Origin of the sequence: Pseudomonas sp. TMW22091 (genome assembly GCF_022496705.1) — a bacterium.
GTDB lineage: Bacteria > Pseudomonadota > Gammaproteobacteria > Pseudomonadales > Pseudomonadaceae > Aquipseudomonas > Aquipseudomonas saxonica.
The window spans coordinates 130231-144794 of sequence record NZ_SCFI01000011.1 but is presented as its reverse complement, the minus strand read 5'-3'; the positions used below and the strand labels follow the sequence as shown (position 1 = coordinate 144794).

At 56.1% G+C, this 14564-nt stretch carries 21 protein-coding genes; 13 read left to right on the top strand and 8 right to left on the bottom strand.

Annotated elements, in window-relative coordinates:
* Positions 1–66 precede the first annotated feature (66 nt).
* Positions 67–861, top strand: coding sequence for an IclR family transcriptional regulator (locus EQV93_RS18875; RefSeq protein WP_146385402.1), 795 nt, complete (start codon positions 67–69; stop codon positions 859–861).
* A 12-nt stretch (positions 862–873) separates the two neighbouring features.
* On the opposite strand, the gene EQV93_RS18870 is transcribed toward EQV93_RS18875, so the two are convergent.
* The 3 genes from EQV93_RS18870 to EQV93_RS18860 form a co-directional block, all read right to left on the bottom strand.
* Positions 874–1248, bottom strand: a complete 375-nt coding sequence (locus EQV93_RS18870) for a hypothetical protein (RefSeq protein WP_122786437.1) — start codon at positions 1246–1248, stop codon at positions 874–876.
* Between the two features lie 458 nt (positions 1249–1706).
* Positions 1707–2393 (bottom strand): LrgB family protein, encoded by a 687-nt coding sequence (locus EQV93_RS18865; protein ID WP_240892161.1) that lies wholly within the window; start codon positions 2391–2393, stop codon positions 1707–1709.
* Positions 2383–2769 (bottom strand): CidA/LrgA family protein, encoded by a 387-nt coding sequence (locus EQV93_RS18860; protein WP_122786435.1) that lies wholly within the window; start codon positions 2767–2769, stop codon positions 2383–2385. The genes EQV93_RS18865 and EQV93_RS18860 overlap by 11 nt, the downstream gene beginning before the upstream one ends.
* A 99-nt stretch (positions 2770–2868) precedes the next feature.
* On the opposite strand from EQV93_RS18860, the gene EQV93_RS18855 reads away from it, so the two are divergent.
* A complete protein-coding gene (locus EQV93_RS18855; RefSeq protein WP_146426635.1) occupies positions 2869–3768 on the top strand; it encodes a LysR family transcriptional regulator in 900 nt (299 codons plus the stop codon).
* On the opposite strand, the gene EQV93_RS18850 is transcribed toward EQV93_RS18855, so the two are convergent.
* On the bottom strand, positions 3746–4201 hold the full coding sequence (locus tag EQV93_RS18850; protein ID WP_240892160.1) for a flavodoxin: 456 nt from the start codon (positions 4199–4201) through the stop codon (positions 3746–3748). The two genes, EQV93_RS18855 and EQV93_RS18850, sit on opposite strands and share 23 nt — an antisense overlap.
* Positions 4202–4303: 102 nt before the next feature.
* Between EQV93_RS18850 and EQV93_RS18845 the strand changes: the two genes are divergently transcribed.
* Both EQV93_RS18845 and EQV93_RS18840 read left to right on the top strand, forming a co-directional pair.
* Entirely contained in the window at positions 4304–4777 is a 474-nt protein-coding gene (locus EQV93_RS18845) for a PAS domain-containing protein (RefSeq protein WP_122786432.1), read from the top strand.
* A 50-nt stretch (positions 4778–4827) separates the two neighbouring features.
* Positions 4828–5433, top strand: a complete 606-nt coding sequence (locus EQV93_RS18840) for a hypothetical protein (RefSeq protein WP_122786431.1) — start codon at positions 4828–4830, stop codon at positions 5431–5433.
* Positions 5434–5439: 6 nt separating this feature from the next.
* Here EQV93_RS18840 and EQV93_RS18835 read toward each other — a convergent pair whose 3' ends face one another.
* Positions 5440–6393: a MerR family transcriptional regulator gene (locus tag EQV93_RS18835; RefSeq protein ID WP_122786430.1), complete on the bottom strand. Its 954-nt coding sequence runs from the start codon at positions 6391–6393 to the stop codon at positions 5440–5442.
* Between the two features lie 181 nt (positions 6394–6574).
* Here EQV93_RS18835 and EQV93_RS18830 point away from each other — a divergent pair, with 181 nt between their 5' ends.
* The 6 genes from EQV93_RS18830 to EQV93_RS18805 all read left to right on the top strand — a co-directional run bounded on the left by EQV93_RS18830 (position 6575) and on the right by EQV93_RS18805 (position 9625).
* Positions 6575–7144: an antibiotic biosynthesis monooxygenase gene (locus EQV93_RS18830; protein WP_146385406.1), complete on the top strand. Its 570-nt coding sequence runs from the start codon at positions 6575–6577 to the stop codon at positions 7142–7144.
* An 88-nt stretch (positions 7145–7232) separates the two neighbouring features.
* Positions 7233–7943, top strand: coding sequence for a dihydromonapterin reductase (gene folM, locus EQV93_RS18825; RefSeq protein ID WP_146385408.1), 711 nt, complete (start codon positions 7233–7235; stop codon positions 7941–7943).
* Positions 7944–7966: 23 nt separating this feature from the next.
* Positions 7967–8527, top strand: coding sequence for a GTP cyclohydrolase I FolE (gene folE / locus EQV93_RS18820; protein ID WP_122786427.1), 561 nt, complete (start codon positions 7967–7969; stop codon positions 8525–8527).
* Entirely contained in the window at positions 8527–8898 is a 372-nt protein-coding gene (folX, locus tag EQV93_RS18815) for a dihydroneopterin triphosphate 2'-epimerase (protein WP_122786426.1), read from the top strand. The genes folE and folX overlap by 1 nt, the downstream gene beginning before the upstream one ends.
* Before the next feature lie 96 nt (positions 8899–8994).
* Positions 8995–9291, top strand: coding sequence for a DUF1244 domain-containing protein (locus EQV93_RS18810; protein WP_146426632.1), 297 nt, complete (start codon positions 8995–8997; stop codon positions 9289–9291).
* Positions 9284–9625: a HopJ type III effector protein gene (locus EQV93_RS18805; RefSeq protein ID WP_122786424.1), complete on the top strand. Its 342-nt coding sequence runs from the start codon at positions 9284–9286 to the stop codon at positions 9623–9625. Before EQV93_RS18810 ends, EQV93_RS18805 begins: the two co-directional genes overlap by 8 nt.
* Positions 9626–9831: 206 nt before the next feature.
* On the opposite strand, the gene trxB is transcribed toward EQV93_RS18805, so the two are convergent.
* Positions 9832–10797 carry a thioredoxin-disulfide reductase gene (gene trxB / locus EQV93_RS18800; RefSeq protein WP_122786423.1) on the bottom strand — a complete coding sequence of 322 codons (966 nt, stop codon included), beginning with the start codon at positions 10795–10797 and terminating at the stop codon, positions 9832–9834.
* A 310-nt stretch (positions 10798–11107) separates the two neighbouring features.
* Here trxB and cysZ point away from each other — a divergent pair, with 310 nt between their 5' ends.
* Both cysZ and EQV93_RS18790 read left to right on the top strand, forming a co-directional pair.
* Positions 11108–11866: a sulfate transporter CysZ gene (cysZ, locus tag EQV93_RS18795; RefSeq protein WP_240892159.1), complete on the top strand. Its 759-nt coding sequence runs from the start codon at positions 11108–11110 to the stop codon at positions 11864–11866.
* 40 nt (positions 11867–11906) lie between these two features.
* Positions 11907–13112 carry a glycosyltransferase family 4 protein gene (locus EQV93_RS18790; RefSeq protein ID WP_146385410.1) on the top strand — a complete coding sequence of 402 codons (1206 nt, stop codon included), beginning with the start codon at positions 11907–11909 and terminating at the stop codon, positions 13110–13112.
* Here EQV93_RS18790 and EQV93_RS18785 read toward each other — a convergent pair.
* Positions 13109–13591 (bottom strand): glutathione peroxidase, encoded by a 483-nt coding sequence (locus EQV93_RS18785; RefSeq protein ID WP_122786420.1) that lies wholly within the window; start codon positions 13589–13591, stop codon positions 13109–13111. The two genes, EQV93_RS18790 and EQV93_RS18785, sit on opposite strands and share 4 nt — an antisense overlap.
* 133 nt (positions 13592–13724) lie before the next feature.
* Positions 13725–14210: an FKBP-type peptidyl-prolyl cis-trans isomerase gene (locus EQV93_RS18780; protein WP_240892158.1), complete on the bottom strand. Its 486-nt coding sequence runs from the start codon at positions 14208–14210 to the stop codon at positions 13725–13727.
* Here EQV93_RS18780 and EQV93_RS18775 point away from each other — a divergent pair.
* Positions 14179–14517 carry a DUF3565 domain-containing protein gene (locus EQV93_RS18775; protein WP_122786491.1) on the top strand — a complete coding sequence of 113 codons (339 nt, stop codon included), beginning with the start codon at positions 14179–14181 and terminating at the stop codon, positions 14515–14517. The genes EQV93_RS18780 and EQV93_RS18775 overlap by 32 nt on opposite strands.
* Positions 14518–14564: the final 47 nt, after the last annotated feature.

The following is a 14564-nucleotide window of genomic DNA, read 5'->3' as shown; positions in this document are numbered from 1 at the left end:
TAATTTGATTGCTTTTAAGCGTCAAGCTATAAAGACGCCCTCCCGTCCCGAGGTAACAGCGCCCCCATGGAAAAGCCCCGCAACAGCAACGACAGCACAGGCAAGCAAAAAGTGCGCTCCGCCGAGGTGGGTACCGACATCCTCAAGGCCTTGGCACAGCTGTCACCGTCGACCTCGCTGTCGCGCTTGGCCGAACACGTGCAAATGCCCGCAAGCAAAGTGCATCGCTATTTACAGGCGCTGATTGCCAGTGGCTTTGCCGAGCAGAATGTGGCCACCAATCATTACGGCCTGGGTCGAGAGGCCTTGCGCGTAGGGTTGGCTGCACTGAACAGCATGGATGTACTGAAAGCAGCGGCCCTGCCCCTGGCCCAATTACGCGACCACTTGAACGAAACCTGCTTTTTGGCGGTGTGGGGTAATCAAGGTGCGACCGTGGTACACATTGAGGCTGCCGTTCGCGCTGTCACAGTGGTGACCAAGCCGGGGTCGGTTTTGCCCTTGCTGAGTTCATCCACAGGCCTTGTGTTCAATGCGTTTTTACCCGACCGCGAAACCGCCGGGTTGCGCGAGCAGGAACTAAGAAGTGAGCAGGTTCACCCTCTGCAAACACCCGCTGCCTATGCGGCGCTGAGTGAGCAGATTCGCCAGCGCGGGCTGCACTTTGTTAACGGTTTGCTGATGCCCGGCGTTGATGCGCTCTCGGCTCCTGTCTTTGATGCCACCGGCCAAGTCGCGGGCGTATTGACCGTTGTTGGCCCGGCCTCGCTGTTTCACGCCGATGAACATGGACCCGCAGCCAAACAGCTGTTGGCTGCGAGCCAGGCCGTCAGTTGGCGGATGGGTTATGAGCCTGGTTAGGGGTTGATGGCATCACACCATCCACTCGTACTTGGCGGCATCGAGCAGGTCGTTCATGATTATTTCGATATGCTCCAGCGACGGTTTTTTTATCCGATAGCGGTCTTCGAATGTCCAGTCTTCCGAGAACACCCCGGTCAGCCAATCATCGAATGATTGCACCATGCCCCACTCCAAGGTATCCATGCCAAGATCCAGCAAGGTCTGGCTGAAGACTACACGAAGTTCGACGATGTCTTTCACGGTATTGATATGAAGGCTTTCACAGTCGATTGCATAGGTCTGCAGTTGCTGATTGAGAAAGTCACGCGCCCGCTCTACGACTTTCGGGCTGGGTTTAAGGGTGAAGTCGTGCGAGTCGAATATAGAATTATCCAGTTTTTTCATGCTGTAGCTCCTGTCATTGCTCCCGGCCCATCCAGCGTCTTGCTGCGATGAAGTCTGCCGAAAGAAACCCTGTAGCCACGCATTCAACCTGCACTGCCCCTGCGCTATGCAGTACATAGTTATTGGGCGCTCTGTGAGTTGCAAAAGCCTTGTTCCAGAGCCTTCGAAGCATGAAAAAACTATTGCCGAAGCTGTAAAAGTGATTGTCGCAAAGCAGGCTTACTCTGCATGAGTTGAGGTTTTATGCTTGTCGAACTTTCCAGCAGCTATGCTGGTACACGCATCGAGTCGCAGTGACTCTGCGAGACATTTTTACCCTGACGTTGATTTGTAGCTCCTTGATGAACGTCTTCTTTGGCCGCTGCCTTGCAGCGGCCTTTTTTATGCCTGAAATAAATACCGGGCATGCAACACCCTTGGCAGGTGCCGAAGGTGACGTTGGGCGAGCGCCTCGTGCCTTACAAAAGCTTCATCAATAGCGGTGCTGCGAAGAGGTTGAGAATGCCGGTCAGTACCATGACCAAGCCCGCCACTGAGCCTTCTTCGCTGCCCACTTCACGGGCACGACTGACACCCGCCCCGTGAGCGCCGATACCAAACAGGGCACCACGCGCCAAGCTACTGCGCAGCGGCAGCCACTTGAGCAAGATACCGCCGAGCAAGGCACCGAACACGCCGGTAAACATCACAAATACGGCCGTGAGCTCCGGCACACCGCCCAGGTTTTGCGCCATCGGCATGGCAAAGGGTGTGGTGATGGAACGCGGCACCAGTGACATCGCCAGCGAGGTGTCCAGCGCCAGCGCCTTGGCTAGCCAGAATGAACTGCCGATGGACGCCGCGCTGCCTGCCAGCATTCCCAGCAACAAGGCCATCCAGTGGCGCGCCAACAACTGACGTTGTTGCCAGATGGGCACGGCGAACGCGACGGTGACCGGCCCCAATACCAGCATCAGCCAATGAGTATCGGCGGAGTACTCGGCATACGCGGTGTGCATCGGCACAGCCACCGCCAGCAATAGTGCCGGCACCAGAATCAGCGGCGACAGCAGGTAGCGCCCGGTACGGCGGTATATCCAGCGGCTGAAGCCATACGCAGCCAGCGTGAGCAACAACCAGAACACGGGCATCCATTCAAGCGTCATGACGCAACCTCCAGCGGCACACCGCTTCCACCGTAAAGGCAGTCACCACCATAACCAACAACGTGCTCACCCCGATAACCAGCAAGATGCGCCAGCCTTCTGTGCGCACCAGCGTGCCGTAATCGAGCAGGCTCATGAGTGCAGGAATAAAAAACAGGAGCATTTCGGTCATTAACACACCTGCACCCAATTGCAGGGTTGCCGGGTTGACCCAGCCTGTGGCGAAGGCCAGGAGCAATAAGGCCATGCCAATTACGCCACCCGGTATCGGCATGTGCAGTGCTGCCACTATTTGACAGCCGATAAAGTAAATGGCCAGCAACACGGCCATTTCACTGACAACCCTTGCCACATGTTTCACATCGAAGCGTTTCATGTTGTTTCCATCGCAGACTGGACTGCAGTTTAAAGACAGCCCTTCCATCCCGAAAACGAATTGTTAGACTGCAAGCCATTCCAAAACGGAATCACACACATGGAATTCAAACACCTGCGTACATTTGTTGAAGTCGCCCTGATGGGTGGCTTCACTCAAGCGGCCCATTCACTGCATATCAGCCAGTCCGCCGTCAGCAAACAGGTCGCGCAACTGGAACATAGCCTGGGGACGCCGCTGTTCGACCGACTGGGTTCGCATGTACGTCTGACCGCGGCGGGCAGCGTGGTGCTAGAACGCGCCAACACCATGCTGCGCCTGCACAACGAACTGCTTAGCGAGCTCGATGATTTAACCCATTTGACCCGGGGCGAGTTGCGCCTTGGCTTGCCATTGCTGGGCAGCAGCACCTTGTTTGCCAGCCTGATAGCCGAGTACCGCCGACGTTATCCGAATATCCAGTTGAGTCTGCTTGAAGGAGGCAGTCTGAACATTGAGAAGTCGGTTTTAAGTGGTGAGCTGGAGCTGGGCGGCAGTCTGACACCGAAGAATCCGTTGTTTGCCTCTCAGCCTTTTTGTGATGAGCCGCTGGACGCGTTGCTACCGGCTGATCATCCGCTGGCGCAGGGAGGCAGCGTACGTCTTGAGCAACTGGCTGAAACGCCCTTTTTGCTTTATCAGCGCAGCTTTGTACTGAACGACCGTCTTTTGCTCGCCTGCCAACAACTGGGGTTCACGCCCAAAGAAGGCGGCCGCAGCGGGCAATCGGATTTTTTGGTTGCCTTGGTAGCCGCAGGTCAGGGCGTGGTGCTGCTACCCAGTGTGGTCGCTCGCGCATTGGTGCGACCGGGCGTCGTGCGTCTGAAGCTGGTAGCACCCGACTATTTGCGCTGGGATATTGCTTTTATCTGGCGCGATGGCGCCTATTTGTCACGTGCAGCCCAAGCCTGGCTTGAACTGCTGCGTGAACGACCCGTTACTGCGTCAGTGCCCGGATGAATTCTTCAACCCAAGGTTCAGAATCGCTTTCCGGGGTGACCGTGACGCTGGAGTCCAGTTGCAGCATGGGCTGCACTTCGCGCAGACCCAGCTCGGCGAACAGCTCAAGCATTTGCTCGCCACCGCCGCAGAACGTGTCGCCGTAGCTCTCGTCTCCCAGTGCAATCACGGCGCCGGGCAGGCCGCGCCAAGCGGCGGGCAGCACGTCACGAATGGCACAGTACAACGGCATCAGGTTGTCCGGCAGCTCACCCATACCAGTGGTCGACGTCACGGCTAAAAAAGCATCAGGGGCAAATGCCTGTACATCCGCCAGCGTGGCACGCGTGTTGAGCAATACCTCGCATTTGGCAGCGGTCAGCAGTTGTTTGGCGTTGCGCGCAACTTCTTCAGCGGTGCCGTACACCGAACCACAAAGGATGGCTACTTTCATCTAACTGATCCTGTAACAGACTTAAAGGCCGCAATCTTAACAGGTGAGACGGCGCTTTCGGTCATGCCTTACTATTCGCGTACACCTTCGGAGACCCGCACGATGATCAACGCTCGCTTGTTACAACGCATGGTCGACGCCTCTCAAGACGGCATTGTAGTCGCCGAGCAAGAGGGCGAAGACAACATCCTTATTTATGTGAACAAGTCATTTGAAGCCCTGACCGGGTACAGCCGTGATGACATTCTGTATCAGGACTGCCGGTTTTTGCAGGCCGGGGACCGCGATCAAATTGGCCTGCAACTGATTCGCGAAGCAATTGAAAGCGGCTTGCCGACGCGCCAGATCCTGCGCAATTACCGCAAGGATGGTTCACATTTCTGGAATGAGCTGTCGATCACCCCGGTGTTTAACGAGGCCGATCAACTCACCTACTTCATTGGGGTGCAAAAAGATGTCACCCAACAGGTAAAAGCCCAGAACAAGGTTCAGCAACTCGAACTGGAACTGGCAGAGGTCAAAGCCGAACTTGAAGCATTAAAAATGACAAATGGTTTAAACCAATCGCCGATTTAGCGGTCTTACGACTACGATCCCTGTTGCCTCAGTGAAAATTAGAGCCAGACATGTCTTACGAGACCCTTCTGACTCAGGATGAGTTGGACTTTATTCAATCGGTGCATCAAAACCCGCTGCTTAATCCGCGGGACGTGTTGTCGAGCCTCACGGTTAAGGGGGGCACGCAAGTGCGCGACCTTCTGACCCGTCTGGCCGCCCATGAACACGTCACCATTCAGGCTCAGGTTGCCGATCAGAAAATGAGTTTTCCCCTGCGCCTGGTGGAGGATGAATTTCATGCTCAACACTTGCAGTTGGGCGCACCGAGTATTTTCGAAGAAGGACCGGTGATTCGCCCCTGGCGCCTGACACTGGCTGAGCCGGTGGCGCTGGAGGACGTTCGGGCAAGGCCCGGGTATTTGTGGATTACAGAGGTTTCATTCAAGGGGCTGCTGGTTGATGTACGCAACAACAGGCGCCCGCCTCGCCAATTTTCCCAGTGGTTCAGCCCCACCGGCTATGAGCGCATCGCCGTTCGCGCCACGTTAGAACGCAAAACCGAAGAAGGCTTCTATGCCTACCGTCTCAGTCAGCGCGATGTGGACGAAACCGAGCGCTTGCGCCAGTTCATCCTGCAACAGCATCGCCTCGCACACCCCGCCCTGCACGCCTGATCGGGCCTAAAAAGCCACGTGCCCTTTGAGTTCGGCATCCAGCCTTTGATTCATCAAGCGGGCGTCATGACCCAGGCAGCCAATAGAGGAGTCGTTCAGCGCAGGCTGGGCGACATTCGCAGCCTCGCCCGCCAACAAGGTTGAACAGTCCAGGGTTTGCGCCAGCTTCAGCAGACGTCGATGGTGAGCGGTGGTTAACGCACGCTGGGCAAACACAACCACGGCAGCGGGCTGGATTTTTTCACAGACCAGAGCCAGCTCATCCAACGGCTGCCCCATCGGTAACACGCGGATGACACGGTCTGCGCGGCTGAGCAGTAGACCTGCGACCAACAACTCCAGCTCGCGACACAAGTCGGCAAGCGCAACCACCACGACACACGTGGATGCGGGAGCCACCTGTAACTGAAATTGCAGACGATGCTGCACCCTCCCCCGCAAAAATCCATCCAGCAGCAGCCACTCACTTGTGCGGCCAAACTCATCCCGCGTTTTGAAAAGCTGATGCCATAGCGGCATCAGAATGTCTTGAAACGCGACTTCAGGTGGGTAGCTGGAAAAAATCTGCCCGTACAGACGCTCCAGTTGCGCCTCATTGAATGCGCTGAGCGCTGCGCTGATCTGTAGCTGCCATTCGCGGTATTCAGTTGACTGAACCCCCTCATGCCGCGAAATGGCAGGCGTGCCGCGAGCGAGCAACTCACCCACCTTGCTGACCGACACACCCCGTTCAATCCAGCCTTGTACGCGGCGTACTGTTTCAATATCGGTCACGGAATACAGCCTGTGCCCACTATTGGTGCGTTTTGGCTCGATAAAGCCATAACGCCGCTCCCAGGCACGCAACGTCACCGGGTTGATGCCGGTGAGACGAGACACTTCTCTAATCGGGAATAAACCGTTCGATTCAGCGCCGGATTCAGTCACTGAAAGGGGCTCGACATCAGTCATTACGGGCATTGGGCAGGCACGTATATTAAGGGGATGAGGCATTCTACGCGTTGTGGGGTTTTATCGCTCCCCAAGCCTTAGGGCTATTAAGGAACAAACCTTGCTTGTTTTTAAGGACACAGCCCATCACCCCGGCGCTGTGTTTTATGCCTGACCTACCCGGACAGCATCAGCCTCATGGAGATACACAATGTCTACCTCCCCTGTCACCTTGCTCGTTGCGCGCCGTGTCACCAAAGGCCGCTATCAGGAACTGATCGCCTGGCTACACGAGGGCGAACAATTGGCCACGGACTTCCCCGGTTACCTGGGTTCCGGTGTATTGGCTCCGCCTCCTGGCGATGACGAATTTCAAATTATTTTTCGCTTTGCCGATGAAACCACTTTGCAGGCATGGGAGCACTCCGTCTCGCGCAAGTCATGGTTACTGCGCGGCAGCGACCTGTTTGCCCACCCTTCTGAACAGCGAGTCAGCGGTATTGACGGGTGGTTCGGCGCTGCCGGGCAACGGCCGCCACGCTGGAAGCAAGCCGTTGCGATCTGGCTGGCCTTTTTCCCCGTGTCATTGATTTTCAACTTCGTTTTGGGCCCATTACTGAGCGAGTTGAGCTTATTGCCTCGGGTCTTTGTGAGCACACTGGCCCTGACCCCTTTGATGGTATATCTGTTTATTCCACTTTCAACGCATCTGCTGGCCAGTTGGCTGCTGAGTACGCCCAATAAAGCCTCGCGACATTCAATCGCAAGCCATCGTTTATAAACGCGGGCTTGGCTGTAACGGCGTACAGGCTGCTATAGTTTTGCCATTACGCCGGAACCGCTTGCGTCTTACCTACACAGAGTTCTAGATGACACCCTCATCTGCACCCATTTTGATAACTGGCGCAGGCCAACGCGTTGGCCTGCATTGCGCCCAGCAACTGCTGGCTGACGGCCATCCTGTTATTTTCAGCTATCGCAGTGAAAAACCCGGTGTACAGAGGCTGCGCGAACTCGGTGCTATTGCCCTGTTTGGCGACTTTTCAAGCCAAGCCGGCATTCTCGACTTCATTCAACGACTCAAAAACCACACCGATTGCCTGCGTGCAATTGTGCATAACGCTTCAGCCTGGCTGGCTGAAACACCGGGCACAGAACTCAGCGCGTTCACCCAGATGTTCAGCGTGCATATGCTCGCGCCCTATTTGATCAACTTGCACTGCAGCGAATTGCTGATGCGCTCCACCCCGGCTGACATCGTCCATATCAGCGACGATGTCACGCGCAAGGGCAGCAGTAAGCACATTGCCTATTGCGCCACCAAGGCCGGGCTCGACAGCCTGACCCTGTCGTTCGCCGCCAAACTGGCGCCACACATTAAAGTCAACGGCATTGCTCCCGCCTTGCTGATGTTTAACCCCGACGATGACGCGGCATACCGCGTCAACGCCTTGGCCAAGTCTGCACTGGGTATCGAACCCGGCGCCAAGGTGATTTACCAAAGCCTGCGCTACCTGCTGGATAACCTGTATGTGACCGGCACCACTTTGACTGTCAACGGCGGACGACACCTTAAGTAAGTCGTCCGCGAGGAAGCCTTTCCATGAGCACCACCCTGCCTGAGCAATACCGCGAGATTCTAGTGGGTCTTGGCGAAGACCCCGACCGCGAAGGCCTGCTCGACACCCCAAAACGCGCCGCCAAAGCCATGCAATACCTGTGTCACGGCTATACACAGAGCGTCGACGACATCGTCAATGGCGCCCTCTTCGCCTCAGACAGCGATGAAATGGTGATCGTCGCCAATATCGAGCTGTACTCGCTATGCGAGCACCATTTGCTGCCGTTTATTGGCAAGGCCCATGTGGCCTATATCCCCACCGGGAAGGTGCTGGGCCTGTCGAAAGTTGCTCGCATCGTCGACATGTTTGCCCGCCGATTGCAAATCCAGGAAAACCTCACCCGGGAAATAGCCGACGCCATTCAGGGCATCACTCAGGCAGCCGGCGTCGCCGTAGTGATTGAGGCCAAGCACATGTGCATGATGATGCGCGGCGTAGAGAAACAGAATTCGACCATGAACACTTCGGTGATGCTTGGCGCCTTCCGCGAGCCGAGCACCCGCATGGAGTTCCTGCAATTGATTGGACGGAGCAAGTCGTAATGCCTCAACTTCAGCCAGGAATGGCCCGCATCCGCGTCAAGGACCTGTGCCTGCGCACTTATATCGGGATCAACGAAGACGAAATCCTCAACAAGCAGGATGTGCTGATCAACCTCACCATCCTTTACGCCGCTCAAGAAGCAGTGCGCGATAACGATATCGATCACGCATTGAACTACCGCACCATCACCAAAGCGGTGATTCAACACGTCGAAGAAAACCGCTTCGCCCTGCTGGAGCGCCTGACCCAAGAGTTACTGGACCTGGTGATGACCAACACGGCCGTGCTGTATGCCGAAGTCGAGGTCGACAAACCGCATGCCTTGCGCTTTGCCGAATCGGTGTCGATTACGCTAGCAGCTAGCCGCTAAGCGGCAAGAGACCGACAGAACCGGCTTTGGCTTGCAGCTTGAAACGTGCAGCGTGCTGCTGCGTCACCCCCTATTCACTATCCAGCGAGAATCAACATGACGCCCCAAGAACAACTGGAACTCGAAGCCGCCGCCTTCCGTCGCCTCGTCGCGCACTTGGACAGCCGCAAGGATGTGCAAAATATCGATCTGATGAACCTCGCCGGGTTTTGCCGCAATTGCCTGTCCAAGTGGTATAAGGCCGAAGCAGACGAGCGTCACATTGAGTTGAGCCTCGATGACGCCCGTGAAGCGGTGTACGGCATGCCGTACGCCGAGTGGAAATCCCTCTACCAGAAAGAAGCAAGCGCCGAACAAACCCAAGCGTTTGCCCAAGGAAAAAAGCATGACTGATTTGAATACCCTGCGCGCCAGCCTCATCAGCGGCGAACACCTGTTCGCGGACACGCTGGCCTTTATTGCCGCGAACTATGAGTACCAGCCGCAAGCGTTCAGCAACGGCGGCGTTGAAAACGCAGCCGGGCAAAATGAAGGTTCGTGCAAAACATTAGGCATGGCATTGCTGGAAGGCTTGAGTGATCAAGAGGCCTTGCTGGCTTTTGGCGAGCACTACCGCTCAGTGCTGGCGACCCCTGAAGGCACTGATCACAGCAATATTCGTGCTTTGATTGCCCACGGCTTGGCTGGGGTTAAATTTGACGCTCAGCCGTTGACGCGTAAAGCCTGAATCTATGCCCTCGTAGCAGCTGTCGAGCTCTGCGAGGCTGCGATCGGCGGCGCAGCCGTCGCAAAACCAGAACAACACGGTGGCCCCTTTTGCGACCGCTTCGCACTCGATCGCAGCCTTCGGCAGCGGCTACACGTCATTAGCCAAGGCCACTTTTCTTCCAAACATAAAAAAACCGGCCGAAGCCGGTTTTTTTTGACTGACGCTTACTTGAATTCGGCGTTCTGCAAACCGTCCAGGTAGCGCTCGGTGTCCAACGCTGCCATGCAACCGGCACCTGCCGAGGTGATGGCTTGACGGTAAACGTGGTCCGCCACGTCACCCGCTGCAAACACACCTTCGATGCTGGTGGCCGTAGCGTTGCCTTCACGACCGCCCTGCACAACCAGATAGCCGTCTTTAAGCTCCAACTGGCCTTCGAACAACGAGGTGTTCGGGGTGTGACCGATGGCAATGAACACACCATCGACTTTCAGTTCATCGAAGCTGCCGTCGTTGTTTTTCAGACGAGCGCCGGTAACACCCATGTTGTCGCCCAACACTTCATCCAGTGTCGCGTTCAGCTTAAGCTCGATCTTGCCTTCGGCCACGCGGGCGTTGAGCTTGTCGATCAGGATTTTCTCGGCGCGGAAAGTTTCGCGACGGTGAACCAACGTCACTTTGCTGGCGATATTGGCCAGGTACAAAGCCTCTTCAACAGCGGTGTTACCACCACCGACCACGGCTACCGGCTTGTTGCGGTAGAAGAAACCGTCACAGGTCGCACAGGCTGAAACGCCTTTGCCCATGAACGCTTCTTCAGATGGCAGGCCCAAGTAACGAGCGCTGGCGCCCGTGGCAATGATCAGCGCGTCACAGGTGTAGGTGCCGCTGTCGCCGGTCAGGCTGAACGGTTTATTTTTCAGATCAACAGCGTTGATGTGATCAAACACGATTTCCGTTTCGAAACGCTCGGCGTGCTCACGCATACGCTCCATCAAAACAGGGCCGGTCAGGCCGTGAACATCACCCGGCCAGTTGTCGACTTCAGTGGTCGTGGTCAATTGACCGCCCGCCTGCATGCCTGTAATCAACAGTGGCTTGAGGTTGGCACGGGCCGCGTAGACAGCGGCGCTGTAGCCGGCAGGGCCGGAACCCAGAATAATCACTCGCGAATGACGTACTTCAGACATGACTCACTCCTATGACCGCCCGTATCAACACCGGGTCGGAACGCCGCTTTGGCGGCGGGAATAAAAAAAAACCGCATATCTGCTCAGGCTGTGCCTGAAATCCGCAGATCCTGGAAAAGTAGGTGCAGCGTATAGAGGCCGCAGAGAGTAAGGAAATACGCAATAACAATCCAGCTCATAGCAGGTCTCTATGCAGTCAACGTGACGTTTCAACGTCTTTGTTACAGTAATTGTCGATCCTGACTCAAGGCTTTCGTCCTACAGATAAAGCCGCTAAGGTCGCCCCGTTTATCACTGCTCGGAGCACACTATGCCCGCCCCCGTTCTTTCTGGCCCGCAGTACCTGCGTGAAGGGTTGACGTTAGTCCTCAGCCCCGGACTTCGCCTGTTTGTACTCCTGCCATTGCTGATTAACCTGGTGCTGTTCGTCGGACTGATCTACTTCGCTGGCCATCAGTTCAGCCTGTGGGTCGATACCCTGATGCCCACGCTGCCCAGCTGGCTGAGCTTTCTCAATTACGTGCTGTGGCCTTTGTTTGTAGTACTGGTCGCCTTGATGGTGTTTTTTACCTTCACCATGCTGGCCAATATCATTGCGGCCCCTTTCAACGGCTTTCTCTCGGAAAAAGTCGAAGCGGTCGTGCGCGGTGCCGACACTGCTCCCCCCTTCAGCTGGGGCGAACTGGTGGCGATGGTGCCGCGGACGCTGGCACGTGAAATGCGCAAACTGGGCTACTTTCTGCCCCGGGCCATTGCCTTGCTGATCCTGTCATTTATCCCGGTACTCAACCTGATTGCAGCCCCTCTGTGGCTGATTTTCGGGATCTGGATGATGGCCATTCAGTACATTGACTACCCGGCGGACAACCACAAGTTGGGCTGGAACGAAATGCTCGCCTGGTTGCGCGAAAAACGCTGGCAGAGCATGAGCTTCGGCGGCGTTGTGTATCTGGTGCTGCTCATTCCAGTGGTCAACATCCTGATGATGCCTGCTGCCGTTGCAGGTGCCACGTTGTTCTGGGTCAGAGAACGCGGTGAAGACGCATTGGCTGCCTCAAGCCGCAGCTGACAGTTTCATCAATCCATCATGTCGATGAAACAGCTTCGTCATGGCTCCAGCCGATACTGGAACCATGACGACAGCCCTGCATATAACACTGATCAGCGACACCTTCGCTCCCGAAATCAATGGCGTGGCCAATACCCTTGGCCATTTGTTCGAAGGTTTGCGCGCACGCCAACATTTCGTAGAACTGGTACGCCCACGCCAACCGGACGATGGCCGCCAGCGCAGCACTCCCGAACTCATGTTGTGCAGAGGCTGGCCTCTACCGGGTTATCCGGGCCTGCAATGGGGCATGACCTCAACACAACGCCTGAGCAGGCGCTGGCAACAACAGCGCCCGGACGTTGTGTACATTGCCACCGAAGGGCCGCTGGGATTATGTGCCCTGCGCGTAGCCCGGCGTTTGGGTATCGCTGTCGTCAGCGGTTTCCATACCAACTTTCAGCAGTACGTGAACCAACACGGTCTCGGCCTGTTTTCCCGTTCGCTGACGCATTATTTACGCTGGTTCCATAACCGCTCGGTCTTGACCCTGGTACCCAGCGCCAGCCAGCGCGTTGAGCTGGCACGGCGTCAATTTGATCGCCTGGAACTGCTCTCTCGAGGTGTCGACAGCCAGTTGTTCAATCCCTGCCGACGGCAAACAGCATTGCGTCAAAGCTGGGGCCTGCGGGAAAACGACATAGCCTTGCTCTATGTGGGCCGCTTGGCCCCGGAAAAAAATCTGCACGCCCTCAGGCCTGCTCTTGATGCGCTTCAAACTCGCTACCCCTCACGACGATTCAAGTTGATTGTGGTTGGCGAAGGATCGAAACGCGTCACGCTGGAAGCCTCTCTGCCAGAAGCCCTGTTTTGCGGGGTACAAAGTGGTGAAGCGTTGGCCAATCATTACGCCAGCGCTGATGTGTTTTTATTTCCCAGCTTGTCCGAGACCTTTGGCAACGGGGTGCTTGAAGCGCAAGCATCAGGGCTGGGTGTGGTGGCCTATGACGAAGCCGCAGCCGGGCAGCACATCCGCCATGGCTACAGCGGTGTATTGGCCATGCCGGGTGATGAAGATGCCTGGATCGAAGCCGCCTGCTGGTTGCTGGAAGCTCCGGAGACCTTGCGCACCATACGCCTCAATGCCCGTAAACACGCCAGTCGTCAGGGCTGGGCGCAGAGTATTGAGCAATTTGAAACTCAATTACGGCGCGCCTGCCATCGTGAGGCCGATGCAGTGGAAGTACCGGCCCACATAGCGCCTTAGGCCAGCGCTTTTTCAATGGCTTGAATGACCGACGGTTCATCGGGCGCCGTACGAGGCGAAAAGCGCGCCAGCACCCGACCGTCCTTGCCCATCAAAAACTTCTCGAAATTCCAGGTAATGTCGCCCGGGAACTCGGCGCCTTCGCCAGCCAGCAAACGGTACAGCTGATGACGATCAGGCCCGTTGACCTCCAGTTTGCTGCTCAAGGGGAACGTCACCCCGTAATTGAGGCTGCAGAATTCCTGAATTTCCTGCTCGGTTCCTGGTTCCTGACCTGCGAACTGGTTGCAAGGCACGCCCAGAACGCTGAAACCCTTGTCCTTGTATTGCTGGTAGAGGTTTTCCAGTGCGGCGTACTGCGGGGTCAAACCACACTTGGAGGCGACATTCACCACCAGCACCACCTTGCCGTTAAAGGTACTCAGAGGCAGAGGCTCGCCATCCAGCGCCTCTAAGGTAAGTTCGTGAAAAGCACTCATGACCGACTCCACAATTCCCATCTCAACATTCAAACAATCGCACGATTGCCGATTGCTGTAATGACCAAAAATAAAAAAGGCGCCCGTAGGCGCCCTTTTCTGGCTAGCTCACAAATGAGCGTAGCAGCACTTATCAGTGCTGATGACCGCCTTCACCGTGAACGTGGCCGTGAGCCTGTTCTTCTTCGCTGGCGTCACGTACTGCAACAACCTTGACCTTGAAGTTCAGACGCTGGCCTGCCAACGGGTGGTTGCCGTCTACAGTCACGTCGTCGCCATCCAGATCACGGATGGTCACGATCTGCATTTGGCCGTCCGGCCCAGAAGCGTGGAACTGCATGCCCACTTCCAGTACATCAACGCCTTCGAACATGCTTGCGCTCAAGGTGCTGACCAGCTCGGCAGAGTATTCGCCGTAAGCGTCTTCCGGTTCAACGGTCACGTCCAGCTCATCGCCAACAGCCTTGCCTTCCAGTGCCTTTTCCAGACCTGGAATGATGTTACCTGCGCCTTGCAGGTAAACCAGTGGAGCACCGCCAGCAGAGCTGTCGATGACCTCACCAGCGTCGTTGGTCAGGGTATATTCGATGGAGACTGCCTTGTTGGTGGCGATCGTCATGGGGCGAGACCTTTTGCAAAATAATAAAGAGTGCGCAAGTCTAACCAAGCAAACGCCCGAAAGCGAACACAACCAAGACCAACGGATAATTTTGAAAACATCAATGATCATTGGCTGGCACCAGGACGAGGAGCAACATTGGGTTGCCGTCCTTTCTTGCGGCCACACTCAGCATCATCGACACCAACCACCGTGGCAATCACGCCCTTGGGTACTTGACGCTGAACTACGACGTAAAAAAATAGGTCAGCCCTTTGCCTGCGGCTGGTGTGCTCAAGCGGCAGATAGCGCTAATCTTCACAATTGACTCAGACACACGCCCCCGATTCAAAGGTGTTGCCTGAGTACTGCCAC